This is a genomic window from Streptomyces sp. NPDC031132, assembly GCF_055570595.1.
This window is the reverse complement of record NZ_JBVIGX010000004.1, coordinates 61,415-85,603: the sequence shown is the minus strand read 5'-3', so window position 1 is coordinate 85,603 and position 24,189 is coordinate 61,415. Positions and strand designations below refer to the sequence as shown.

Below are 24,189 nucleotides of genomic sequence, written 5' to 3'. Positions count from 1 at the left end.
GCCGGCACCGCGTTCGCGCTTGTGCCACTGCCCGAAGGGGCCCGCGGGCCCTGAGACCCACACGAGGAGTGCCATGCCCGGCTCTCGTCACACCACGCCCGGTCCGCAACGCAAACCCGGGCCCGAGCCAGAGCCCTCCGACCAGGACCTCATACAGCAGCTCAGAGCGGCGTACGCGGCCGGCGACGGGGATCCGGCCGTCTGCGAGCTCCTGTACCGGCGGCACAGTGCCGCCGCTTTTGCATGTGCGCGCCGCTGCTGCCGCGCACCGCAGGACGCCGAGGACCTCGTCTCGGAGGCGTTCATCCGCACCCTGCAGGCCGTCCGCTCCGGCGCCGGGCCCCGGGACCACTGGCGTCCGTACCTCCTGTCGGTGGTCCGCCACACGGCCGCCGAGTGGCGGGACGGCGCCGGCCGGACCCTCCTGACCCCCGACGTCGAGGCGTGGTGCAGCCCCGGCCCCGACGGGGACGACCCGCAGCGCCGGCTCCTGGACAGCGAGGACCGCCGGCTCGTCGCCCGCTCCTTCCAGGCCCTGCCCGAACGATGGAGAGCCGTCCTCTGGCACACCCTCGTCGAGGACGACTGCCCGCACCACGTCCCCCTGCTGCTCGGCATCACCCCCAGCGCCGTGACCTCGCTGGCCTTCCGGGCCCGCGAAGGACTGCGCGAGGCGTACCTGCGCGCCCATCTGGACACGACGACCGACGAGCGGTGCCGTCACTACGGCAGCGTGCTCGGGGCGGTGATCCGGCGCCGTGCAACACCCCGCGGCCGCGGCCTCGCCCGTCATCTGGCGTCCTGCCGGTCCTGTTCCCGCGCGTACGCCGAACTGCTCGACCTCAATGCCGCGTTGCGGGCCGGGGCGTCGGGGGTGCTCGTCGGCCTGTGACACGCGGCGGCCCCGGTCCTCCTCCTGCTGCGCGTGGGCGGCGAGGGGACCGGGGCCGAATGCTTGGGTGCGGGGGTTCCGGGGACCGGGGGGTTCCGCGGAGTCGAGGGGTGCGAGGGTCGAGGGGGTTTGAGGGTTCGGGGGTTTCGGGGGGCTTCGGGGGTCGGGAGGTCGGGGGTTACAGGCCGTTGACGCGGGCCATGCGGCCCACGCCCAGCGGCCGGAAGTCCGTCGTGGCGACCCGTACCTTGCGGCTCACCCGGGAGTTCGCACGGCGCACCTGGGCCATCAGGCGCCGGCTGCGCAGGGCCATCTCGAGCTCGAAGCGCGTACGCGGGTCCCGCAGTCCGGGTCCGAAGAGCTTCTCGAGCTGCCGCATGCGGTAGCGCACGGTCTGGGGGTGCACGCTCAGCGCCTTCGCGGCCTCGGGGGCGCCGCCGCCCTCCAGCCAGGCCAGCAGGGTCACTTCGAGCCGTTCGCTCTGGCGCGGGGTCAGGTTGGCCAGCGGCCGCAGCCAGCGTGCGGCCAGTGCGTGCGCCAGGGGCTCGTCCTGGAGCAGCAGGAGGGTCGAGAGGTGGTCGTCGACGAAGAGGGCCCGCGCCTCCATGCCGGCGCGGTTCGGGGTCAGGGACAGCAGCCGCAGGGCCCAGCGCAGGGAGGAGGCGGTGTCCCGGGGGGCGACCGGGTGGCCCACGGCGGCGAACCGGCCGCGCAGCAGGGCCTCCAGGGCCGAACGGGTCTCCGGGTCGGGACTGCTCGGGACCAGCAGGCACGGCTGGCCGCCGACCATGCCGGCGAGTCCGTCGTCCAGGACGGCCGCGAGCTGCTGGGTCTCGCCCGGTGTGGCCAGGGCGATGGCGCGTATCTCGGCCGGGAGGGGCCAGCCGGCCGCGGCGGCCAGCTCGGAGAGGGCGATTTCAGCCATGGGCATGTCACTCGTAAGAGCGGAGAACAGCTCACGCCGAGAGCGTTCGGAGGGGGTTCCGAGTCCTTCGGGAGGAACGACCTTCAGCGGGGCCAACTGCCTTCGGCGGCCGGGGTCCCGGAGCCGGGGCGGGCCGCGGTGCTCCTCTTCCTCCTCTTCGTCGGGGCGGTCGAGCTGGGCTGCGTAGTCGTGCTCGTCCTCCTCCTCGTCCCGGATCGGGTCCGAGTCGGAGTCGAGGTCGGGATCCGGACCGGAGTCCAGGTCGCAGTCAGGATTCCGGCCGGGATGCGGGGCCGCCGGCCGCGTCTGTTTCTGCGGCGCGGGCTCGCGGTACCCGAGGGCGGTGAGCAGGGCCACTTCGAGCCGCTGTCTGACCACCTCCTCGTCGAGGTCGTCGACCAGGGCGGAGAACCCGGGGAGCTCCTCCCTCAGCTCCTCCACCATCCCTGCGGCCAGCGCGGGGAGTTCCCTGCGCAGGACCCGGGTCCATTCGCCTCGGGGACGAGCCCAGATGCGGTTCAGAAGTTCGCACATTGTTACCTCGTTCATGCCGGGGTACGGCCTGCCCCGTGGGAGGGTGACAAGCCTGCCGAGCCGCCTCCCTCCCCGTCTGCGCCAGTGCGGACGGGGGAGTTGAGCGCCTCGTACACCCTCCAGGAGAGTGCCATCCACTTGCAGTCCCGCGGCTTTGCTTTCATTTTGCCGTCGGGGAGGTGTGGTGGCGGACAAAGCGTCTAGGGGGTGCCACCGCACCGGTTGGAAGGGAATCTTCCGCGGACGTTCGGTGTGACGATGCCACGCGCGCAAGAACTTGTCACGATTAGATAAATACTGTGGAGGCGTTGCGAAGCTCCACGATGCTTCTGCACTCCGGCCCCCGCTCCCGGTCGGTGAGACCTGAGACCTCATCTCCCGCCCACCGCGGAGCAGTTCCGTCGACTACCCCGGGCGCCGAGTGCGCGGTGGAGTGCCTCGGGCCTGGGCGTATGGGAGAACTAGATGCCCCTGCCCCCAGCCCGTACGCCCCGCTCACACCGGGCCAGCCGCACCAGACGCCATGCCGGCGTGGCCGCAGCCGCGGCCGCAGGCCGGCGGGCCGTCAGGCGGCCGCCCCTGCTGTCCCCCGCCGGAGGCGTGCGCCCGGCCACCCTCGTCACCGCCGCCCTCGCGGGCCTGCTCGCCCTGGCCGTGGCGGCCCGGGCGGGCGTGACCCTGACCAACCTCTGGGACTTCCTCGACTTCGGGGCGGGCGTCCTCTCGCTCGTCTCGCTCACCTCCGCCGTCCTGTGGGGGCTCGCGGCCACGGACCGTACGGTGCTCACCTCCGGGCACCGGCTCGTCGCCCAGGGAGCCCACCGCGGCCTCGCCGTCGCGGGGCTGGGCTTCCTCCTCCTGCACATATGGGTCAAGGTCGCCGAGGCGCAGACGGGCGTCGCCTCCGCCTTCATGCCGTTCGTCGATGAAGACCGGCCGTTCCTCATCGGCCTCGGCACCCTGGCCGGATACGTCTTCGTCTCCACGGCGGTCTCCGGCGCGGTCCGCAGCGCCTTCGCCACCAAGGGCCGCTCCGTGTGGTGGCGGGCCCTGCACGTGGGCGCGTACCCGGCGTGGGGGGCGTCCCTGGTGCACGGGCTGAAGTCCGGCCGCGCCGCCAGCGGTTGGGTGACCGTGGCGTACGCCCTCTGCCTGATCGGGGTCGCCGGCGTGCTCGCCGTCCGGCTCCGGGCGAGGCTGCGCGCCACGCCGCCGCGTCCGGCCGCCGCCCCGGCGTCCGCCCCCCAGGCGGCGCCGCCCCGGCCCCGGACGGCGCCGCAGCGGTTCGTCCGGCAGCCCGCCGAGTGGGCCGCCGAACGGCTGACGGCACGCATCGCCCGGCAGTCGGGCCGGCGGGCCGTCGGGCAGGAGCCGGACCCGGTCCGCGCGCCGTCGGGCCTCGGCCCCGTGCCCTCGCCCCGGCAGGCCCTGGAGGCCACGACCGAGATCCTCCCGCCGTACGGCTCGGTGCCGTACGGCGCGGGGTACGGCACCGAGCCGTACGACACGGTGTTCATCCCCAGCGGCATCGGGGCCGGGCCGGCCACGGACCGCTTCGGTGAGCCGCTCGACGGGATGCGGGGCCGGCAGTGACCTCGATCGTCGATCCCGCCCTCGGGTGCGTCGGCCAGCCCAGGCTGCTGGCAGGACTCGACGCGCTGCCGCGGCTCGATCGCGCCAGCCACCTGGTGGTGCACGGCCCGCTGCCGCAGTACAACTCGGACGATCTCGTGGAGCTCGCCGAGGGCATAGACCTGCGGGGCCGCGGGGGAGCGGGCTTCCCGTTCGCCCGCAAGCTCAAAGCCGTCATCCGGTCCGCCCGGACGAAGGAGGGGCGGACCGCCCTCGTCGTGAACGGCACCGAGGGCGAGCCGAGTTGCCTCAAGGACGCCGCCATGCTGCTGCACTCCCCGCACCTCGTGCTCGACGGCGCGCTGCTGGCGGCCGACGCGATCGGCGCCGAGGAAGTGGCCATCGGAGTGACCCGGGACGACGTGGAGCAGTCACTGCGGGCCGCCGTCGCCGAGCGCGGCCTGGCCGGCAGCCGCGTCCGCGTCGGCCGGCTCCCCGAGCGCTTCGTCAGCGGAGAGGGGACCTCCCTCGTGAACGGCCTCAACGGTGGGGCCGCCATCCCGAACGGGCAGAAGGTCCGGACCAGCGAGCGGGGGCTGAGCGGCCTGCCGACCCTGCTCTCCAACACCGAGACGTACGCCCAACTCGCCGTCGCGGCCCGGCTCGGCGTGCCGGGATTCCGCTCGGTCGGCCTGCCGACCGAGCCCGGTACCGTCATGTTGACGATCAGCGGTTCGACCGTCGTCGAGGCGCCCCTCGGGACGTCCCTGGCGTACGTCCTGGACCTGTGCGGCTCGTCCCCCGGCCAGGGCGTCCTGGTCGGCGGGTACCACGGCAAATGGCTGACCGCGGCGGCGGCGCGAACGGCGCTGCTCTCCCGGGAGTCCCTGACCTCGTACAAGGCCACGCTGGGGGCGGGTGCCGTCCTGCCGCTGCCCGAGGACACCTGCCCGGCCGGCGAAGTGGCCCGCGTGATGCGCTGGATGGCGGACGAGACCGCCGGCCAGTGCGGCCCGTGCGTCAGAGGACTGCCCTCGCTCGCCGACGCCGTGGAGGCCCTGGTGGCCGGGGGAGGCCGGTCCGCCCTGGAGGCGGTCGAGGTGCGGATGCGAGGAGTGCTGCGCCGCGGTGCGTGCAGCCATCCCGACGGCACCTCGGCCTTCATGGCCTCCGCGCTCGCCGTCTTCCCCGAGGAGATGCGCGACCACGCCCTCGGCAGCGGCTGCGGGCGCCGTGTCCTCGGGGCGCTGCCCCTGCCCGCCGACGAGAACCCCGAACGGCTCGTCGTGGACTGGACGCTGTGCAAGGGCCACGGGCTCTGCGTGGACGTGCTGCCCGACGTGGTGCGCCTCGACCGGGACGGCTACCCGGCCGAGGCCGTCATGACGGTCCCCGGAAGGCTGCGGCCGAAGGCCCTCCGAGCGGTCCGGCGCTGTCCCGCGCTCGCGCTGCGCATTCAGGAATGAGCCGGCGGTAGACGGCTGCCGACGGCGGGAGTTCAAGCGTTAGCGTCATCTGACAAATTCCCGCTCATTCGAATTCGGTGCCCTTCTCAGGCCTTATGAATAAGGCAGTAGACGAACCCCCCGGGTTCAACCCGAAGGAGTGATCGTGAACAAGATGCGTCGTATGACAACTGCCGGATCGGTGGCCGCGGTTCTGTTGCTGGCGGCCACGGGATGCGGAAGCAGCGAAAATGGCGCGCGCAACTCGAACTCCGTACAGCCGGCGGGGGCCGGCAAGCCCCTCGGAGGCGCATACGACACGGGCTACGGGGCGGGCGGCTACGGGGCGGGCGGCTACGGGGCAGACGCGGCCGCCGGCTCCGGGTCGGGCTCGGACGTCGGCTCCGGCTCTGGTTCCGGCTCCGGTTCCGGTTCCGGCAAGGCCGGGCCGGCGGGGCAGCTGTCCGTACGCGACATCGCAAGCGTGGGCAGCGTGGTCACCGACAGCGCCGGAATGGCCCTCTACCGCTTCGACAAGGACACGCCCCAGCCCCCCAAGTCCAACTGCGAGGGGGACTGCGCCATGGCGTGGCCCGCCGTCCCGGCCGATGACGCGTCGGCCGCCGCCGGCATAGACACCGCCCTCCTCGGCTCCGTCGCCCGGGCCGACGGCAGCAAGCAGCTGACCCTCGGCGGCTGGCCCGTGTACCGCTACGCGAAGGACACCAAGGCGGGCGAGGCGAAGGGCGAGGGCGTCGGCGGCACGTGGCACGCACTGGCACCGGACGGCAAGAAGGCGATCGACAAGAAACAGAAGGCGGACGGCGGCGGCGGAATGGGAGGGATGGATATGAAGGCGGGCACGGAACTCTCCGTGGCCGACAATGAAAAACTCGGCAAGATCCTGGTGGACGGGCAATGGCGCACGCTCTACCGATTCGACAAGGACAGTGCGTGGCCGATGAAGTTCGGCTGCCTCGGTGCCTGCCTGGACACCTGGAAGCCCGCCCCGGCCGTGGACAAGGCGAAGGCCGAGGGAATTTCCGGAAAGCTGGTCGGATCGGTGAAGCGGCCCGACGGCAGCGAGCAGCTGACGATCGACTGCTGGCCGGTCTACACGTTCACCGGCGACACCGAGCCCGGCCAGACGAACGGACACAACAAGCAGGGCCTCTGGTTCGCGGTCACCCCCGAGGGCAAGAAGGTCCCCCCGACGGCGTGACGAGCCCTGGGCCGCCGTGCCCCGAGCCGCAGGCACCGATCCCGCCCCGACCTCTGTGAGGCTGCCAGCCATGCCCCGTTCACCCCGTTTCGCCGCTGCCGCCGCGCTGCTCGCGACGCTGCTGTGCGGCGGCTGCGCCGCCCGGGTGGCCGCCGGTCCGCAGGATCCCGCCGCGAGCTCGTCCTCCCCGGCACCATCCGCCCGCCCCGCCCCGTTCCAGGAGATCGCCGCCGCCCTCGGCTGCACGCCCGAGATCACGGTCGACGCGGAGGAACTCCGGGAGGGGGCGTGCGGGGCGGGCCAGGAGGGCTTCCGGATGGCCACCTTCACCACCGAGCAGGGCCGGCAGACCTGGCTGGCGGAGGCGCAGATGTACGGCGGCACCTACCTCGTCGGGCCCACCTGGGTCATCACGGCGGCATCCGCCGAGGCCCTCGCCCCCGCCCGCACCCGCCTGGGCGGAACCATCGAGACCGCCCCCGGCCACGGTGCCGCCGCGCACGACGCCGGCCCCGGCGCCAGTACCGGTGCCTCACCCGGCGCCTCCCCCGATGCCCCCCACGACGCCTCCCACGGCTCCTCCCACACCGGCGGGGACGACTCCCCGCGTCCCGCCGCCTCCTGAGGGGGCGTCCGGCCCGGCCCGCAGTTAATTGCGGTGCCGGGCCGCTGCCGTGTGCCTACACTCGCTCCCGTGCCACCACGGGATGTGGTGGGCGATTCGTCGATCGAGGGGAGCCGGGCCATGTGTCACCGCATCGCCGTCTTCGTTCCCCGGTCCCGGTACGACGTGATCCTGGTGTCTTCGCCTTCCCGATGACGGCTGCGCGGCCGCCATCGGACGTCCGCGACGAATGACACGACCTCTTGTTCGGCAGGCGTGCCGGCCTCGTGTGCCCGGGCCCGCCCGGGGCGTGGCCAGGCCCTGCCCCGGCACGTCCTCGTCCTTCCTTCGTCCGGAAATCGCGCTGCCCTCTTCTCGACCTTGCAGAAAGACCTCGGGCCATGCGCACCCACCTGAACACCTCGACCACCGTCCGCAATCTCGGCATCCTCGCGCACGTCGACGCCGGGAAGACCACCGTCACCGAGCGGATCCTCTATGCCACCGGGGCCACCCACAAACGCGGCGAGGTCCACAAGGGCACGACCGTCACCGACTACGACCCCCAGGAGCGCGACCGTGGCATCACCATCTTCGCCGCCGCCGTCAGCTGTACGTGGGACGGCCACCGCGTCAACCTGATCGACACACCGGGACACGTCGACTTCTCCGACGAAGTGGAGCGCTCGCTGCGCGTGCTCGACGGCGCGGTCGCGGTGTTCGACGCCGTCGCCGGCGTCGAACCGCAGAGCGAGTCGGTATGGCGCCAGGCCGACCGCCACGGCGTGCCGCGCATCGTGTTCGTCAACAAGATGGACCGTGTCGGAGCCGATTTCGACCTGGCGGTCGCATCCGTACAGGAGCGGCTGCACGTGGTTCCGCTGGTCGTCCAGTTGCCCATCGGGCAGGAGGACGGCTTCACCGGGACGGTGGACCTCGTCCACATGCGTGCGCTGGTCTGGGGCGAGGGGCCCGACTCGTTCGCGACGGGCCACGTACCCGAGGCCCTGTACGAGGAGGCACGGCGCCGGCGGCGGCTGCTGGAGGAGCGGGTGGCGGAACTCCACCCGGCCGCCCTGGAGGAGTGCTGCGCCACGTCGGCGCTCTCCGCCTCCACGCTGACCGCCGCGCTGCGCGACCTGACGCGCAGCGGTGAAGGCGTCGTCGTGCTGTGCGGCTCGGCGTACCGCAACCGCGGGATCGAGCCGCTGCTCGACGCCGTCGTGTCCTACCTCCCCTCGCCGGCCGACATGCCGCCGGTACGGGGGACCCGTGGCGCGGCGGTGGAGGAACGGGCCGCCGACCCGTCGGCGCCCTTCGCCGCGCTGGCCTTCAAGGTGAGCGCGACGGCGACCGGCCGGCTGACCTGCCTGCGGGTCTATTCGGGAACGATGAGGAAGGGGGACACCGTGCTGGACGCGGGCACCGGCCGCACCGAGCGGATCGGACGGATCCTGCACGTGCAGGCCGACCGGCACGCCGAGGCGGACCGCGCCGTGGCCGGGGACATCGTCGCCGTGGTCGGCCTCAAGGGCACCCGCGCCGGGTCCACGCTGTGCGCACCGGATGCTCCGCTCGTCCTCGAACCGCCGAAGGCCGCCGCACCGGTGGTGTCCGTGGCGGTGGAGGCGGGCAACAGCACCGAGACGGCGCGCCTGTCGTCGGCGCTGGCCGGACTGGTCGAGGAGGACCCGTCGCTGGTGGTCCGGACGGATCCCGAGACGGGCCAGACGGTCCTGTCGGGGATGGGCGAACTGCACCTGGAGGTGGCGGTGGAGAAGATCCGGCGCAGCCGCGGGCTGCACATCGCGGTGGGCCGCCCGCGGGTGGCGTACCGGGAGACGGTCGCGCGCGGCGTGACGGGTCTGGTGTACCGGCACGTCAAGCAGGACGGCGGCGCGGGCCAGTTCGCCCATGTGGTCCTCGACGTCGCCCCCTTGGAGGACGGGGAGGCCGGCGGCGACGGCGCGTTCGAGTTCCGGTCGGCCGTCGTCGGCGGGCGGGTGCCGCAGGAGTACGTCCGCGCGGTGGAGTCGGGCTGCCGCGACGCGCTCGCCGAGGGCCCCCTCGGCGGCCATCCCGTGACCGGGCTGCGCGTGACCCTGACCGACGGGGCCACGCACCCCAAGGACTCCTCGGAGATGGCGTTCCGGGCGGCGGGCAGGTTCGCGCTGCGCGACGCCCTGCGCGCCGCCAAGATGGAACTGCTGGAACCGGTGGTCGAGGTCGTGGTGACCGTGCCCGACGACGCCGTCGGCGGAGTGCTGGGCGATCTGGCCGCGCGGCGCGGACGGGTCTCCGGCTCGGCCGCGAGGACGGGGACGACGGCGGTCACCGCCACCGTGCCGTTGGCCGAACTGTTCGGCTACGCGTCCCGGTTGCGCAGCCGCACCCAGGGCCGGGGCACGTTCACCACCCGCCCCACGGGCTACGCCCCCGCCCCGGTGGCGGCGTACCGGCAAGCCCTGTCCGACGAGTAGGCCCTCCTGCCCCCGGCCGCGACCCGCGGCCGGGGGCAGGGTCGCAGGCGCCGCCGTCAGCCGGGGCCGGCGTCGTCCGCCTCCTCCAGGAACCCCTCGGGGAAGGGCTGTTCGGCCCAGATGGTCTTGCCGCGGGCGTGGTAGCGGGTGCCCCAGAGCTGGGCGAGCTGCGCCACCATGAACAGCCCGCGCCCTCCCTCGTCGGTCTCCTCCGCGCGCCGTACGTGCGGGGAGGTGCTGCTGCCGTCCGAGACCTCGCAGATCAGCTCGCGATCGCGGATCATCCGCAGCTGGATCGGGGGGCTCCCGTAGCGGATCGCGTTGGTGACCAGCTCGCTGACCACCAGCGCGGTGGTGAACTCCAGCTCCTCCAGGCCCCATACGGCCAGCTGACGCGTCGCGAGCGCACGGGCGCGGCCGACGACCTCGGGCTCGGCGGGCAGGTCCCATGTGACGTGGTGGCCCGCGTCCAGTTCGTGGAGGCGCACCATCAGCACCGCCACGTCGTCCTGCGGGAGCACCGGCAGCAGCCGGCCGATCACCGCGTCGCAGGCCTCGTCCAGCCCGTTCCCACGGCGCCCCGGTCCGGACGGCGCGGCGAGCGGGATGCCCGCCAGCGCCTCCGGGATCCGCTCGAGGCCGAGGTCGACGCTCCGGTCGGGCGCCGCGACGAGGCCGTGCGTGTAGAGCACCAGTACGTCCCCGTCGTCCAGCGTCAGCTCGGCGCTCTCGAACGGCGATCCGCCGAAGCCCAGGGGAGGCCCGGCGGGCAGGGCGACGAGGGCGGGCTCCCCGCCCACCGGGGCGAGCACCGGCGGCGGATGGCCCGCGCAGGCCACGGCGCACCGCCGCGAGATCGGATCGAAGACGGCGTACACACAGGTCGTCCCGGCCGCCCCGCCGGGGCGCGGGCCGCTGAGCTCGTCCTGGCCGTGCTCGTCCACGAACCGGTGGATCTGGTCGTCCATGTACGAGAGCAGCTCGTCGGGGGAGAGGTCGAGGTCCGCGAGGGTCCGTACGGCGGTACGCAGCCGGCCCATGGTCACCGCGGCGTTCAGGCCGTGCCCCTGTGCGTCGCCCACCACCAGCGCCACCCGGGCGCCCGACAGCGGGATCACGTCGTACCAGGCCCCGCCCAGCTCCGCGTGGCCGTGCGCGGGCAGGTAGCGGGTCACCGCCTCCAGGGCGCCGAGGACGGGCAGCCGCTGGGGCAGCAGGCTGCGCCGCAGGGCCAGGGCCGCCGTCCGCTCCCGCGTGTAGCGGCTCGCGTTGTCGATGCACACCGCCGCACGCGCCGCGATCTCCTCGGCCAGCAGCACGTCGTCCGGCTCGAACCCGTGGGCGCGGGCGTGGCGTACGAAGACCGCGGCGCCGAGGACCGCCCCGCGGGCGGACATCGGTACGAGCAGCCAGGAGTGGACCCCGTACGCACGGACCCGCTCGGCCTGCCGGGGGTCGACGGGGGTGAGCTCCGCGATCAGCTCCTCGCCCGTCAGCAGCAGCGGTTCACCGCTGACCATGGCCCGGGTGAACAGGGAGCCCGGCCCGGTGGTGAAAGGGTCGGGATCGCCCGTCGCGACCGCCGCCTTCACCGGGATTCCGGGCGCGGAGGAAGTCGCCGCGCGCAGCAGCGTCTCGGCCGCGCCCACCGGGCCGACGAGCGGCTCCACGCCGCCGAAGACCTGGGCGGGCAGGTTGACGTAGGCGTGGTCGGCGAACTCCGGTACGGCGACGTCGACGAGCTCCTGCGCGGTGTGCAGGACGTCCAGGGTGGTGCCGATGCGCGTGCTCGCGTCGTTGACCAGCGCCAACCGCTCGCGGGCCCGGGCCCGTTCGGTCACGTCGGCCACGGCGTGCGCGAGCGCGATCAGCTCTCCGGAGCTGCTGCGCAGCGGCAGGATCGTCTCGGACCAGACGTGCTGCCGGTCGGGATCACCCCGCAGCAGGCCCCGTACCTCGGTCTGGACCAGAGCCTCACCGGTCTCCAGGACATGGCGCTGCCGGGCCTCGAGGGCCTCCATGTCCAGCAGATCGGGCGGCGCCACCTCGGACATGGTGCGCCCGACGAACTCCTCGTTCGCGAAGCCCGCGCCGCGGCGCAGGGCGTCGTTCTGGGCGATGAAGCGCAGCTGGGTGTCGAAGACGTCGATGAGGAAAGGGGACTCGGTGAACAGCCCCCTGATCAGGGCCTCGCTGAGTTCGTGCCGGCGCGTGGCGTCGGTGTCGGTCGCCTGGATCAGCCACTGCCGGTCACCGCCCGTGGACACCATGGGACGTGCGTGCAGCGCCACCTCGACCCCGCGCCCGCTCCGGTGCCGCAGGACCGCGTGCCCGAGCTCGGAGCGCGAGAGCAGCAGATCGGCCCCGCGCCACCCGTGCACCTCCCGGGCGCCGTACCCGAGCAGCCGCTCCGCCCCCGGCCCCCAGCCGATGATCACGCCGCGCGCGTCGAGCAGGGCGTACGTCTCGTCGCCCGGTTCCGCAACCACGCCGGAGGCATCGTGGAACACCGGGTCCTGCATCGCCGCGCCCCACTTCCGGATCTGCGGAACGACTCCTGCCCTACCCGTGCAATTATCGCTCTGCGTCACCGCTTGTGCAGCGTGGGTCGGGGCCCGCTCGAAACCGCGCTGCACCCCGCCCGCCGTGCCAAGCGGGCCCATGCGGGGCGGGGCCGCCCCGGCCCCTCAGCCCGAGACGGCCTTGGCCCAGTTGCGGTTGACGGTCTCGCGCGCCTTCTCCCGCTGCGCCTCCGTCGGAAACGTCGGTGTGCCCTCCACCGTCGGCAGATTGTCCGCGGCAGCCTTGTCGAGGGTGCCGTCCTTTGCCATGGCGTCCATGAGGACGGGGCGTGCATAGGCGCCGAGCCGAATGTTCTGGCCCTCCGGACTGAAGACGTACTCCTGCCACAGACGTGCCGCCGCGGGGTGCGGGGCGTCCTTGTTCACCGCGTTCGCGTAGTACTCGGCGAAGCTCCCGTCGAAGGGGATGGCGGTCCGCCAGTCGACGTCCGCGCGGTTCTCGCGGAATTGGTCGGCGTATCCGAGGTTGAGGAAGTCCCAGTCGATGCTGATCGGGGTCTGGCCGCTCGCGATCGTGCCCGGTGTGGATTCGACGGGGATGAAGTTGCCGTTCTTGCTGAGCTCGGCGAAGAAGTCGATCCCGGGCTGGATGTCGTCGAACGACCCCCCGTTCGCCAGGGCCGCCGCATACACGCCGGCGAAGGCGGAGCCGGACTTGGTGGGGTCGCCGTTGAGCGAGACCTGGCCCTTGTACTCGGGCTTGCGCAGATCGGCGAAGGTCGAGGGGCAGGTCTTCACCCGCTTGGCGTCACAGCCGATCGAGATGTAGCCGCCGTAGTCGTTGTACCAGCGGGCGTGCTTGTCCTTCTGTTCCTCGGGGATCTGGTCGAACGCGGCGACCTCGTACGGAGCGAGCAGGCCCTGCCGGGCCGCCGACTGCGCGAACGAGCCCCCCACGTCGATCACGTCGGGGGCACGGCCGTCCCGCCTGTGCTCCTTCAGGGCGTTGATCTCGTCCTGGCTGGTGCCTTCCGGGTTCTCCACCGTGACCTTGATCCCGTACTTCTTCTCGAAGCCGTCGATCAGTGCGCCGTAATTGGCCCAGTCGCGCGGGAGCGCGATCGTGTTGAGCGAGCCCTCCTTCTTCGCCGCCGCCGTCAGTGCCGCCATGCCGCCGGCGTCCGCGGCGGAGGTGGCCACCGCCGGCGCCCTGGGCGCGGCGACGGGCTTGTCCCCGCAGGCGGCGAGGGGCGCCGCTGCGAGGGCCAGGAGGGTGGCGACGAAGGCTGTCCGGAGACGGGGTGCGGGCACAAAGGCTCCATGTCGGGCGGTCGCGTACCGATCGAGGCCAGCGTATGTTCGCCGGACCCGGCGGCGCAGTCCCGGAGGGTGGTGTCCGCCGTCTTCCCTGCGGCTGCCGTAGCGGCGCCCGCTCAGAACCCCTCGTCGTCCCACGCGGCCAGCAGCGCCTCCCCGAGATCCATCGCGGCCGGTGAGGCCCCCTCGCGGAGCGCCTGCTCACTCCAGATGATCTTGCCGCGGGCGGTGTAGCGGGTGCCCCAGCGCTCGGCGAACTGCGCGACGAGGAACAGGCCGCGGCCGCCCTCGTCGGTGTCCGCGGCCCGGCGCAGGTGCGGGGAGGTGCTGGACCCGTCGGAGACCTCGCAGACCAGGCAGCGGTCGTACAGCAGCCTCACCCGGATGGGTTCGGTGCCGTAGCGGATGGCGTTGGTCATCAGCTCGCTGAGGATGAGTTCCGTGGTGAACGAGATGTCCTCCAGGCCCCACTCCGCCAGTCGGCGGGCGCAGGCGTTGCGCACCGGGGACACCGCCGCAGGGTCGGGGGCCACGTCCCACTCGGCGATCCGCGCCGGGTCCAGCAGGCGGGTGCGGGCCACCAGGAGCGCGACGTCGTCGCTGGGGCGGGTGGGCAGCATCGCGTCGATCACCGCGGTGCAGGTTTCCTCCGGGGTGCGGGCGGGCCCGGACAGGGCGGCGCGCAGCGCTGCCAGTCCGGCGTCCGGATCATGGTCGCGGCTCTCGATCAGCCCGTCGGTGAAGAGCGCCAGCCGGGAGCCCTCGGGCAAGGTGAGCGTCATGGTCTCCACGGGCATGCCCGCGCCCAGGCCCAGCGGCGGGGAGACCGGCACCTCGGGGAAGGACACGGTCCCGTCGGGGGCGACCAGAGCAGGGCCCGGATGCCCGGCGGTGGCGGCGGTCACCTGCCCCGCGACGGGATCGTAGACGGCGCACAGGCAGGTGGCTCCGGTGATCCCCTGCCACTCCTGCTCGTCGGTGTCGATGTGGGCGACCAGCTCGTCCAGGTGGCTCAGGAGTTCGTCCGGGGGCAGGTCGAGGGTGGAGAAGTTGTACACGGCGGTGCGCAGGCGACCCATGGTGGCGGCGGCGTGGAGACCGTGGCCGACGACGTCGCCGACCACCAGGGCCACTCGGGTGCCGGGCAGCGGGATGACGTCGAACCAGTCACCGCCCACCCCGGCCTGGGCGGCCAGATAGCGGTGCGCGACCTCGACGGCGGACTGCTCCGGTACGCCCCGGGGCAGCAGGCTGCGCTGCAGGGTGACGGCCATGGTGTGCTCGCGGGTGTAGCGGCGGGCATTGTCGACGGACACGGCCGCCCGGGCGGTCAGCTCCTCGGCGAAGGACACGTCCTCCTCGTCGAAGGGCGGGGAGTCCTGCCCCCGCCAGTAGCCGACCATCCCCAGCACCACGCCCCGGGCCTGCAGGGGTACGACGATCAGGGAGTGGATGCCGCGGTCCAGGATCTGCAGGGCGTTGGCCTGGTGCTGGGCCCGCCAGCTGTGGGTGGCGCGCAGGTCCGCCTCCAGGACCGCACGGCCGCCGGCCAGCCCGGCGGCCATGGGTCCGGCGGGAGCGAACCGGATCAGCTCGCCGACGGGTGAGAGCGGGTGGTCGCCCCGAAGGCCGACGACGGCGGTGCGGCGCATCTCGGTGTTCGCTTCGGGCGGCTCCTCGCCGCGCAGCACCGGCTCCAGCAGGTCGACCGTGACCACGTCGGCGAACCGCGGGACCGCCACCTCCGCCAGTTCCTCCGCGGTGCGCTCCACGTTCAAGGTCGTTCCGACCTGCACCCCCGCGTCGTACAGCAGCTTCAGCCGCTCGCGGGCCACCTCGGCCCTGCCGGAGAGTGCCATCAGCTCGGTGGTGTCCCGCAGCGTGACGACGGTTCCGGCCTTCCCGTAGGGGGCGGTGGGCCGGATGTTCACCGCCAGCAGCCGATCGGCCGCCATGTGCAGCTCGTCGTTCGCGGAACGGCCCGATGCGATCGGATCGGCGATCCCCTCCTCCAGACCCAGATCCGTGACGGGGCGCCCCTCCGCGTCCGCCGGCAGGTCCAGCAGCCGCCGCGCCTCGTCATTGGCCAGCAGCAGGCGTCCGCCGCCGCCCACGATCAGTACGCCCTCCCGCACCGCGTGCAGCACCGCGTCGTGGTGCTCGTACATGCTCGTCATCTCGGCCGGCCCCAGGCCGTGGGTCCGGCGCAGCAGCCGACGGCTCACCAGGGCCGTCCCGCCCGCGGACAGGGCGAGCACCGCGGCCGCGCTGCCGAGGACGACCGGCAGCTGCCCGTTCACCATGCTCTGGACGTTCTGGACCGTGACCGGGGAGGAGACGACGGCGACGACCTTGCCCTCGGCGTCCTTGACGGGGACCACCGAGACCACGGACTGCCCCAGGGACCCGGCGAACGTCTCGGTGAAGGACTGGCCGGCCGCTGCCTTGGCGAACGGGCCGACGACGCGCTTGCCTATCTGCCGCGGGTCGCTGTGGGCGAGGGTGCGCCCGTCGAGTGCGTACACGTTGATGCCGTCGACCCCGGCGATCTTCCGGGCCGCCTCGGCGCTCGGCTGGAGGACCGCGCTGGGGTGGGGGCTGCGCACGGCGGCGACGATCCCCGGAGACTCCGCGAACGTGCCGGCGGCGGCGAGGGTACGGTGCCGGGCGTCCAGCATGGCGGAGCTCCGGGCCTGCACGACGAGCGCCACGACGGCGGCGGCGACGAGGAGTACCACGACGGCCAGCTGGAGGAGGAACACCTCGCCGGCCACGCTGCGCGCGCTCAGGAGGGAGGAAAGCCGCTGTGGCCGCCGCGCCCTTCCCTTGGCGGGCGGGGCTTGCTCCTGGTGCTCCCGGGGGTGTCCTGAGCTGGAACGCAGAGGGGGAGCGGAGGGGCTCGCGCCCGAGCGGAGCAGCCAGCGCCGGAGGCCTCCCAGATAGTTGCTCATAATCCATCTTCTAACCTCTGCGCGCGGTCGGCAGCGGGCGCGACGGTCCGGCGGTGCAGCGTGGAAGACCTGGGGACAGCTGACCGACGAGGCGAATCGTTGTAGGCTCCGGGGACCGCCCTTGACCTGCGATGAGCAGGCAGGGAGCAGACATACCGGGAGTATTCGCATGCTTCGCACCATGTTCAAGTCCAAGATCCACCGGGCCACGGTCACCCAGGCCGACCTGCACTACGTCGGGTCCGTGACCATCGACGCCGATCTGCTCGATGCGGCGGATCTGCTGCCCGGGGAGCTCGTCCACATCGTGGACATCACCAACGGGGCGCGGCTGGAGACGTACGTCATCGAGGGCGAGCGCGGTTCCGGGGTCATCGGGATCAACGGCGCCGCCGCACACCTCGTACACCCCGGGGACCTCGTCATCCTGATCAGCTACGCGCAGGTCGAGGACGCCGAGGCACGGGCGTTGAAGCCCCGCGTCGTGCACGTCGACGCGGACAACCGCATCATCGAACTGGGCGCGGACCCGTCCGCCCCGGTGCCGGGTACGGACCAGGAGCGCAGCCCCCACGCGGTGGCTGTCTGAGGGGAGTTCGGGGACCATGTCGCAGACCGGGGCCATCGAGTTCAAGGACGATCGCAAGGCCGGACGGCTGCTCGCCGTCGAGGACGGTGAGGTGGTCGGCCTCATCGCGTACTTCGTGCTCGACGCGGCGCCCCGCGCCCTGGTGGCGGTGCACACCATCGTCGAGCCCGGGCACGAAGGGCGGGGGATCGCCGGGGACCTGGTGAAGGGCTTCTACGGGATCGCCGCCGCCGAGGGCGTACCGGTGGTTCCGCTGTGCCCGTACGCGGCGAGCTGGGCCGCCCGCCACCCCGACCAGGCGCCCGAGGCACCGGCCGGGGTCGTCGCGGCGGCGAAGGCGCAGCTGGACGCGAGCCCCGACCTGTGGTGACCGGCCCGTCGGGCGCGACGGGTCCGACGAGCCTGACGCTGCTGCACACCTCGCCGGTCCACGTGCCGGTCTTCGACGCCCTGCGGGACCGGGACCACCCCGGCGCCGTGCTGCGCCACCTCGTGGTGCCGGAGCTGCTGGAGCGGGCCCGTACGCAGGACCCGGACTCGGTGGCTCCGGACCTGCGGGCCCTGCTGGCCGGCTCCGGCGACCCGGTCCTCGTCACCTGCTCGAGCATCGGCGGCGTCGCGGAGTCCCTCGCCCCCGAACTGGGCGTCCCGGTGCTCCGCGTCGACCGCCCGATGGCGGCCGAGGCCGTCCGCACCGGCCCGCGCATCGTGGTCCTGGCCACCGTGGAGTCGACGCTGGCCCCGACCGTCGCCCTCGTGGCGCAGGAGGCGGAGCGGGCCGGCCGCGCGGTGTCGGTCCGTACGCATCTGGTCGCCGGGGCCTGGGACCGCTTCGCGGCGGGGGACACCGCCGGCTCCCTCGACCTCGTGGCCGAGGCGGCCGACGCCGTCACGGACGCGGACGTCATCGTCCTGGCCCAGGCCTCGATGGCCGGAGCCACCCCTCTGACCACGACGCGCACCCCCCTCCTCGCCAGCCCGGCGCCGGGCCTCGCGGCCGCCGTCCAGGCAGCCCGTCAAGAGCCCGTTCATGCGTACCCGGATGTTGATCTCGCGGCTAGGATCGCGCCGAACTGATCAACATCTGGAGTCGTACATGCACAAGAAGAGAGCGGGCGCCGTCTCATTGGCCCTGGTCAGCGGTCTGGCCGTGACCGGGGCCGTCATATCGGCGCCCGCGGCCGCGGCCGCGGGGCCGGCCGCGCGCGTCGCGGGTGCGGGGGAGGCTCCCGTCGCCGCGCAGGCCTGGACGCACGTGTCCAAGAAGTACCCCGCCCGCTCGTACTGGAAGGCCGCGGAGGACCTCCGGGTCGGCAACGAGGGTCCCTCCGCCCAGGGGCTGACCCGTTCGTACGTCCAGCTGGACACCTCCCGCCTCAAGGGCGCCACGGTGAACTCCGCCACCTTCCGGATCGGCAACACCGGCGCGCCGTCCTGCACGGCGAAGCCGGTCGAGCTGTGGAGCACGGGCGCCGTGTCCGCCGCGACCACCTGGAACAAGCAGCCCGCCAAGGGCGTCAAGTTGTCCACGGTGAGCGCCGCGAAGGGCCGCCCGGACTGCGCCGCCGGCGAGATCGTCTTCGACGCGACCGCGCTGATCAAGGAGGCGGCGGCGAAGAACCTGGCCACCGTCACCGTCGGCCTCTTCGCCGCGAACGAGTCCGACACCGGTGCCTGGAAGCGCTTCGCGCCGACGAGCGTCAAGCTCGACGCGGACGTGGCCCGCCCCGCTTCGCCGGTGATCGCCTCGGCCGAGTACCCGGACGGCAGGAACGGCTGGCCCGCGCAGACCGGCACGGAGGGCACCGCAGGAACGTTCACCTTCGGCGTGGGCGGCGCCGCGAACATCGAGAAGGTCGTCTACTGGACGGACTTCGCGCCCGCGGAGGTCACGGTGGCGCCCGGCGTCTCCGCATCCCTGACGCCGCAGTCGGAAGGTCCGCACTCCGTCTACGCCTACAGCGTCGATAAGGCCGGCAACCGCTCCGACACCGCGACCTACCTGTTCTACGCGAACAAGCGCCCCGGCGGCCCCGACCGCGCCGGAGATCTCAACGGCGACGGCCTGCGCGACGTGTGGAGCCTCGGCGCCGACGGGCGGCTGCGGTTCTCCGCCGGCCGCGGTGACGGCACCTTCGCACCGGCCGTCGACGGCGGGATCAGCCTCGCCGCCGGCGCCAAGGTCGTGGCGAGCGGCGACTGGTCCGGCAGCGGCCACAACGACCTCGTGGTGATGGAGTACAACGAGGCCGCGCGGAAGAACATGCTCTGGGTCTACCCGAACCCCGGCAACGGTGTCGTCCGGGACGACCGCGTCGAACTGACCGTCGGCTGCCCGGTAGCCGACCCCGACCTCGGCTGCGAGACCGCCGACGACCACTGGCACGACGCCGAGGGCATCGTCGACGCGGGCGACCTCAACGCGGACGGCACTCCCGACCTGCTGGTGAAGCAGGGCAAGGAGCTGTGGGCGTACTACGGCAACGGCATGAGCCTCCTCGACGTGGCCCCGCCCGTCCTGGTCGGCGGCGCCGACTGGGACACGCACACGGCGGTCGTGCCGGGCGACACCAACGGTGACGGCGTCGCCGACCTGTGGCTGCGCGACGACGCCTCGGGCGATGTGTTCACCGTGTTCGGCGTCAAGGGCGCCGACGGCAAGCTCGACCCCGCCGGCTGGGGTGTGTCCGCGAACCGGGTGAAGATCGCCTCGGGCATCGCCCAGGCGGCCTATCCGGTCCTCGGATCGAGCGGTGACCTCACCGGCGACGGCCTGGCGGACCTGTGGGCCGTCGCGGCCGACGGGAAGGTCGTGGCCTTCCGCGGTACCGCCACGGGCCTCGACGGGAGCCCCGTTTCCGGCGGCTGATCCCGGCGCGCGCACGACGGTGCCCCCGGCGGCTTCTCGCTGCCGGGGGCGCCGTTCTGCGTGGGGAGAGCCGGTGGGGCGGGAGTGGTGGTCACTTGTCTGCCCCGTCCACCGGGCGTACCCGGGCGGATCCGGGGAAGGTGGGGCTTATGGTGCGAAACGTTGAGATGACGCAGCCGCCCGCCCCCGGGCCGGATCCCGTGCCGCCCCCGCCCGAGCCGCATCCGTTCCCCGACCCCGAGCCCATCCCACGGCCGGTGCCGCCCGTACCCGCGCCGGTGCCCGAGCCCGATCCGGTGCCGCCGCCGCCCGGGCCCGCGCCGATCCCGCAGCCCGGGCCGCTCAGCCGGGACCGCTGAGCCGGGACCGGGCGCGGAGCCGAGCCGCCCGGAGCTAGGGGGTGTCGTCAAAGTCTCGTCTGGCCGGTGGGGTCTGGCAGGATCAGGGAGTACGGACCTCGGAGCGGTCGCCGCTCCAGAGGGTGTGGAACGAGCCCTCGCGGTCGGTGCGCCGGTAGGTGTGCGCCCCGAAGAAGTCCCGCTGGCCCTGGGTGAGGGCCGCCGGGAGCCGCTCCGCGCGCAGCGCGTCGTAGTACGCCAGTGAGGCCGCGAACGCCGGGGCCGGGATGCCGTGGCGCACCGCCGCCGCCAGGGCCTCCCGCCAGTCGTCCTGGGCCGCGCCGATCTCCTGCGCGAAGCCCGCGTCCGCCAGCAGGCTCGGCAGGTCCGGCTGCGCGTCGTACGCCGTGCGGATCCGGTCCAGGAAAGCTGCCCGGATGATGCAGCCGCCCCGCCACAGCGAGGCCACCGCGCCCGGGTCCACGCCCCAGCCGTACTCCTCGCTGCCCGCCAGGATCTGGTGGAAGCCCTGCGTGTACGAGACGATCTTCGAGGCGTACAGCGCCTGCTCCACCCGGGCGGCGAACGCGTCCGCCGCCTCCGCCGACAGCGGCGCGGCCGCCGGGCCCGCGAGCCCACGGGCAGCCGTACGCAGCTCCGCGTGGCCCGAAACCGACCGGGCGAAGACCGCCTCCGCGATACCCGACACCGGCACGCCCAGGTCCAGCGCGATCTGCACGGTCCAGCGGCCGGTGCCCTTCTGCTCGGCCGCGTCGGCCACGACGTCGACGAACGGGCGCCCGGTCTCGGCGTCCGTGTGGGCGAGCACCTCCGCCGTGATCTCGATCAGGTACGAGTCCAGCCGGCCCCGGTTCCACGCCCGGAACGTCTCCGCGATCTTCGCGGGGGAGTAGCCGGCGACCTCCCGCAGCAGGTGGTAGGCCTCGGCGATGAGCTGCATGTCGGCGTACTCGATGCCGTTGTGCACCATCTTGACGAAGTGTCCGGCGCCGTCGGGGCCGACGTGCGAGACGCACGGCGTACCGTCCTCGGCCTTCGCCGCGATCTTCTCCAGCATCGGACCGAGGGACGCGTACGACTCCGCCGAGCCGCCCGGCATGATGCTCGGGCCGAGCAGCGCGCCCTCCTCACCGCCCGAGATGCCCGCACCCACGAAGTGGATGCCCTGCTCGCGCAGCTCCTTCTCACGCCGCCGGGTGTCCTCGAAGTGCGCGTTGCCGCCGTCGATGACGACGTCGCCCGGCTCCAGCAGCGGGGCGAACTCGCGGATCACCGCATCGGTCGGATCCCCGGCCTTCACCATGACGATCAGACGGCGCGGCCGCTCCAGCGCGTCCACGAACTCCTTGGCGGACTCGGCGGCGAGGAAGCTCCCCTCGTGCCCGAACTCCTCCACCAGCGCGGTGGTCTTCGCGGCCGTCCGGTTGTGGACGGCGACGGTGTAGCCGTTGCGGGCGAAGTTCCGGGCGAGGTTGCTTCCCATCACCGCGAGCCCGGTGACACCGATCTGGGCCGTGCTGCTCATGCATGCGCTCCTGAGTGCTTCGATGTGCGGGTCAAAGCGACGCTACACGGGCAGATATACCGGCAGATCCCACGCCATGCGAAAGCTTGTCAACTTCCGCGAAGGTGCGCCCTGTTGCGCCCCTTGTCATGCTCTGATCGCGCCGTTAGGTTGTGCGGTTCCTGATGTCTTCAATGGGGGCTCCCATGGGTGTACGGGGTCGGCACCGCCGGTACCAGCCGAGCAGCATCAACCGCGCCTCGCTCGCCGTCACCGCCGGTGGCGCCGGGCTCGCACTTCCTCTGATCGGTGCCGGAACCGCCCACGCCGCCTCGGTGGACACGTGGAACAAGGTCGCCGACTGCGAGTCCACCAACAACTGGCACATCAACACCGGCAACGGTTACTACGGCGGACTCCAGTTCAGCCAGAGCACGTGGCGCGCCTTCGGCGGCACCGCGTACGCCGCCCGCGCCGACCAGGCCACCAAGGACCAGCAGATCGCGGTCGCCGAGAAGGTCCTCAAGGGACAGGGCCCGCAGGCCTGGCCGGTCTGCGGGAAGCAGGCCGGGCTCTCGCGCAGCGGCCCGGCGCCCGCCGTCTCCCCGCAGGGCCAGGGCCAGGGCGTGAAGGTCCAGGTACAGGTCCAGGAGGCGAAGCCCGCCGCCCCGCAGACCACCACGCCCCGCCCGACCGGGACTTCGGTCCTGCCGAACCCGTACGTGGTCGCGCCCGGCGACTCCCTCTCGGCGATCGCCACGAGCCAGCACGTCGAGGGCGGCTGGCAGGCGCTGTACGAGACGAACCGGGCCACCGTGGGCGGCAACCCGAACCTGATCTTCCCGGGTCAGCGGCTCACCCTGCGCGTCACCGCCGCTCCGGCCCCGCCCGCGCAGAACCCCGAGAAGCCGCCGCGGACGGCCGAGCCGGTCAAGCCCGTGGAGCCGAACGCGCAGAAGCCGGCGCAGAAGCCCGCCGAAAAACCCGCCGAAAAACCGGCGGAGAAGCCTGCCGAGAAGCCCGCCCCCGCACCCGCCTCAGTGCAGCAGAAGCCCGCCTCGGGCGGCTTCGTCGCCCCCGTGGACGCCGCCATCGGCACCTCGTACCGCGTCGCGGGTTCCTCCTGGTCCAGCGGCTACCACACGGGCGTCGACTTCCCGGTGGCCACCGGGACCTCCGTCAAGGCCGTCGGCCCCGGCGAGGTCGTCTCCGCCGGCTGGGCCGGTGCGTACGGCTACCAGGTCGTCATCCGGCACGCCGACGGCCGGTACTCCCAGTACGCGCACCTGTCGGCGCTCGGCATCAAGGCCGGGCAGCAGGTCTCGGGCGGCCAGCGGATCGGCCGTTCCGGTTCCACCGGCAACACCAGCGGACCGCACCTCCACTTCGAGATCCGCACGTCCCCCGGCTACGGCTCCGACATCGACCCGCTGAAGTACCTCCGCGGCCGCGGCGTCGGCATCTGACCCCCGTACGTGCGGCGGCACGACCGTGAGCAGGATCAGGCCGGCCGCCGCCAGCACGGCGCTCGCCAGTGCCGCCGCCGTGCCCGCCGCCCCGTACCGGAAGCCCTCGTCGAACACGGAGATGCCGACCGCCGCCGCGACCACCGGGTTCACCACCGTCACCGTGGCCAGCGGTGCGGTCAGCCCCGCGCCCCGGTAGGCCGCCTGGGAAAGCAGCAGTCCGCCGGAGGCCAGGACGGCGATCGCCGCCAAGTCGGGCCACAGCGGGCCGAGCGCGCCCGGGGAGAAGTCCTCGGCCACCGACTTGGTGAACACGGAGGCCATGCCGAAGGCCGTACCCGCCGCGGCCGCCAGCAGCACACTGCGCAGCACCGGGCGGTGCATGCGGTGCGCCGCCACGAAGAGCACGGCCACCCCGGCCCCGGTGACGATCAGCAGCAGGCTCCGCTCCCCGCCCGCCAGCGGCTGCTCCGTGTCCGCGTCCCCACCGGTCAGCGCCAGCAGCCCGGCCAGTCCGACCGTGGCCAGCACCGCGCCGCGCCAGGCCGCCGCACCCGCCCGCCGGTGTACGAGGACCGCCGCCATCGGCAGCGCGAAGACGATGGTCAGCGCGCCGAGCGGCTGCACCAGGCTGAGCGGTCCGTACGCGAGGGCCACCACGTGCAGCAGGGCGCCCAGGCCGTTCAGCCCGACCGCGCACCACCAGCCCGCCCGGCGCAGCGGCGCGTACGGGCGGTCCGGGGTGCTCGCCGCGACCTGTTCCTGGACGATCGCGCCGCCCGCGTACGCGACGGCGGACACCAGGCAGAGCAGGACCGACAGCGCTAGGGCACTCATGAATTCCACAATGCCCGACCTGAGCTGCCTATTCCTCCTCCTACAGGTGGTCACCAGTCATACCTTGGGCATACTCCGAAAGGAGTACAGGCCGGTCGGTC

Annotated in this window: 16 protein-coding genes and 1 pseudogene; 11 read left to right on the top strand and 6 right to left on the bottom strand. The window is 73.1% G+C overall.

The annotated features are described in order from the left end of the window. Positions 1–73 precede the first annotated feature (73 nt). Complete coding sequence (locus ACZ49B_RS08075; RefSeq protein ID WP_468301781.1) at positions 74–892, top strand: RNA polymerase sigma factor; 819 nt, start codon at positions 74–76, stop codon at positions 890–892. 178 nt (positions 893–1,070) lie between these two features. Here ACZ49B_RS08075 and ACZ49B_RS08070 read toward each other — a convergent pair whose 3' ends face one another. Next, a complete protein-coding gene (locus ACZ49B_RS08070) occupies positions 1,071–2,351 on the bottom strand; it encodes a PucR family transcriptional regulator (RefSeq protein ID WP_468301778.1) in 1,281 nt (426 codons plus the stop codon). 531 nt (positions 2,352–2,882) lie between these two features. Between ACZ49B_RS08070 and ACZ49B_RS08065 the strand changes: the two genes are divergently transcribed. From ACZ49B_RS08065 to fusA, 5 genes are all read left to right on the top strand, one after another. After that, positions 2,883–3,944, top strand: a complete 1,062-nt coding sequence (locus ACZ49B_RS08065; protein ID WP_468301775.1) for a hypothetical protein — start codon at positions 2,883–2,885, stop codon at positions 3,942–3,944. After that, a complete protein-coding gene (locus tag ACZ49B_RS08060; protein WP_468301773.1) occupies positions 3,941–5,389 on the top strand; it encodes an NADH-ubiquinone oxidoreductase-F iron-sulfur binding region domain-containing protein in 1,449 nt (482 codons plus the stop codon). Before ACZ49B_RS08065 ends, ACZ49B_RS08060 begins: the two co-directional genes overlap by 4 nt. 163 nt (positions 5,390–5,552) lie before the next feature. Beyond that, positions 5,553–6,590, top strand: coding sequence for an SCO0930 family lipoprotein (locus tag ACZ49B_RS08055; RefSeq protein ID WP_468301770.1), 1,038 nt, complete (start codon positions 5,553–5,555; stop codon positions 6,588–6,590). A 70-nt stretch (positions 6,591–6,660) separates the two neighbouring features. Beyond that, entirely contained in the window at positions 6,661–7,215 is a 555-nt protein-coding gene (locus tag ACZ49B_RS08050) for a hypothetical protein (RefSeq protein ID WP_468301768.1), read from the top strand. A gap of 380 nt (positions 7,216–7,595) precedes the next feature. After that, complete coding sequence (gene fusA / locus ACZ49B_RS08045; protein WP_468301765.1) at positions 7,596–9,674, top strand: elongation factor G; 2,079 nt, start codon at positions 7,596–7,598, stop codon at positions 9,672–9,674. Between the two features lie 56 nt (positions 9,675–9,730). On the opposite strand, the gene ACZ49B_RS08040 is transcribed toward fusA, so the two are convergent. From ACZ49B_RS08040 to ACZ49B_RS08030, 3 genes are all read right to left on the bottom strand, one after another. Continuing rightward, complete coding sequence (locus ACZ49B_RS08040; RefSeq protein ID WP_468301762.1) at positions 9,731–12,196, bottom strand: SpoIIE family protein phosphatase; 2,466 nt, start codon at positions 12,194–12,196, stop codon at positions 9,731–9,733. Between the two features lie 165 nt (positions 12,197–12,361). After that, the gene (locus ACZ49B_RS08035) at positions 12,362–13,507 is read right to left on the bottom strand and encodes an ABC transporter substrate-binding protein (RefSeq protein WP_468301759.1); all 1,146 of its coding nucleotides are present in this window, start codon (positions 13,505–13,507) and stop codon (positions 12,362–12,364) included. A gap of 122 nt (positions 13,508–13,629) precedes the next feature. Beyond that, a complete protein-coding gene (locus ACZ49B_RS08030; protein WP_468301757.1) occupies positions 13,630–16,464 on the bottom strand; it encodes a SpoIIE family protein phosphatase in 2,835 nt (944 codons plus the stop codon). A 169-nt stretch (positions 16,465–16,633) separates the two neighbouring features. Between ACZ49B_RS08030 and panD the strand changes: the two genes are divergently transcribed. From panD to ACZ49B_RS08010, 4 genes are read left to right on the top strand one after another with little or no spacing between them, the layout of a single operon-like run. Beyond that, a complete protein-coding gene (panD, locus tag ACZ49B_RS08025; RefSeq protein ID WP_132754471.1) occupies positions 16,634–17,053 on the top strand; it encodes an aspartate 1-decarboxylase in 420 nt (139 codons plus the stop codon). A gap of 16 nt (positions 17,054–17,069) precedes the next feature. Next, entirely contained in the window at positions 17,070–17,423 is a 354-nt protein-coding gene (locus tag ACZ49B_RS08020) for a GNAT family N-acetyltransferase (protein ID WP_468301752.1), read from the top strand. After that, positions 17,417–18,130 (top strand): aspartate/glutamate racemase family protein, encoded by a 714-nt coding sequence (locus tag ACZ49B_RS08015; protein ID WP_468301750.1) that lies wholly within the window; start codon positions 17,417–17,419, stop codon positions 18,128–18,130. The genes ACZ49B_RS08020 and ACZ49B_RS08015 overlap by 7 nt, the downstream gene beginning before the upstream one ends. 19 nt (positions 18,131–18,149) lie before the next feature. Next, positions 18,150–19,922 carry an FG-GAP-like repeat-containing protein gene (locus ACZ49B_RS08010; protein ID WP_468301747.1) on the top strand — a complete coding sequence of 591 codons (1,773 nt, stop codon included), beginning with the start codon at positions 18,150–18,152 and terminating at the stop codon, positions 19,920–19,922. 441 nt (positions 19,923–20,363) lie between these two features. Here the strand turns inward: ACZ49B_RS08010 and gndA are convergent, their stop codons facing one another. Further along, positions 20,364–21,806, bottom strand: a complete 1,443-nt coding sequence (gene gndA / locus ACZ49B_RS08005) for an NADP-dependent phosphogluconate dehydrogenase (RefSeq protein ID WP_468301744.1) — start codon at positions 21,804–21,806, stop codon at positions 20,364–20,366. 185 nt (positions 21,807–21,991) lie between these two features. On the opposite strand from gndA, the gene ACZ49B_RS08000 reads away from it, so the two are divergent. Continuing rightward, on the top strand, positions 21,992–23,251 hold the full coding sequence (locus ACZ49B_RS08000) for a transglycosylase family protein (RefSeq protein WP_468301742.1): 1,260 nt from the start codon (positions 21,992–21,994) through the stop codon (positions 23,249–23,251). Positions 23,252–23,275: 24 nt separating this feature from the next. On the opposite strand, the pseudogene ACZ49B_RS07995 reads toward ACZ49B_RS08000, so the two are convergent. Continuing rightward, a pseudogene (locus tag ACZ49B_RS07995) lies at positions 23,276–24,088 on the bottom strand (DMT family transporter); the annotation flags it as partial. Positions 24,089–24,189: the final 101 nt, after the last annotated feature.

Excerpts from the sequence above, each read along its gene's own strand:
- ACZ49B_RS08075 (WP_468301781.1), top strand. The coding sequence starts at position 74 with ATGCCCGGCTCTCGTCACACCACGCCCGGTCCGCAACGCAAACCCGGG.
- ACZ49B_RS08070 (WP_468301778.1), bottom strand. The coding sequence starts at position 2,351 with ATGTGCGAACTTCTGAACCGCATCTGGGCTCGTCCCCGAGGCGAATGG.
- ACZ49B_RS08055 (WP_468301770.1), top strand. The coding sequence starts at position 5,553 with ATGACAACTGCCGGATCGGTGGCCGCGGTTCTGTTGCTGGCGGCCACG.
- ACZ49B_RS08050 (WP_468301768.1), top strand. The coding sequence starts at position 6,661 with ATGCCCCGTTCACCCCGTTTCGCCGCTGCCGCCGCGCTGCTCGCGACG.
- fusA (WP_468301765.1), top strand. The coding sequence starts at position 7,596 with ATGCGCACCCACCTGAACACCTCGACCACCGTCCGCAATCTCGGCATC.
- ACZ49B_RS08040 (WP_468301762.1), bottom strand. The coding sequence starts at position 12,196 with ATGCAGGACCCGGTGTTCCACGATGCCTCCGGCGTGGTTGCGGAACCG.
- ACZ49B_RS08030 (WP_468301757.1), bottom strand. The coding sequence starts at position 16,464 with ATGAGCAACTATCTGGGAGGCCTCCGGCGCTGGCTGCTCCGCTCGGGC.
- panD (WP_132754471.1), top strand. The coding sequence starts at position 16,634 with ATGCTTCGCACCATGTTCAAGTCCAAGATCCACCGGGCCACGGTCACC.
- ACZ49B_RS08020 (WP_468301752.1), top strand. The coding sequence starts at position 17,070 with ATGTCGCAGACCGGGGCCATCGAGTTCAAGGACGATCGCAAGGCCGGA.
- ACZ49B_RS08010 (WP_468301747.1), top strand. The coding sequence starts at position 18,150 with ATGCACAAGAAGAGAGCGGGCGCCGTCTCATTGGCCCTGGTCAGCGGT.
- gndA (WP_468301744.1), bottom strand. The coding sequence starts at position 21,806 with ATGAGCAGCACGGCCCAGATCGGTGTCACCGGGCTCGCGGTGATGGGA.
- ACZ49B_RS08000 (WP_468301742.1), top strand. The coding sequence starts at position 21,992 with ATGGGTGTACGGGGTCGGCACCGCCGGTACCAGCCGAGCAGCATCAAC.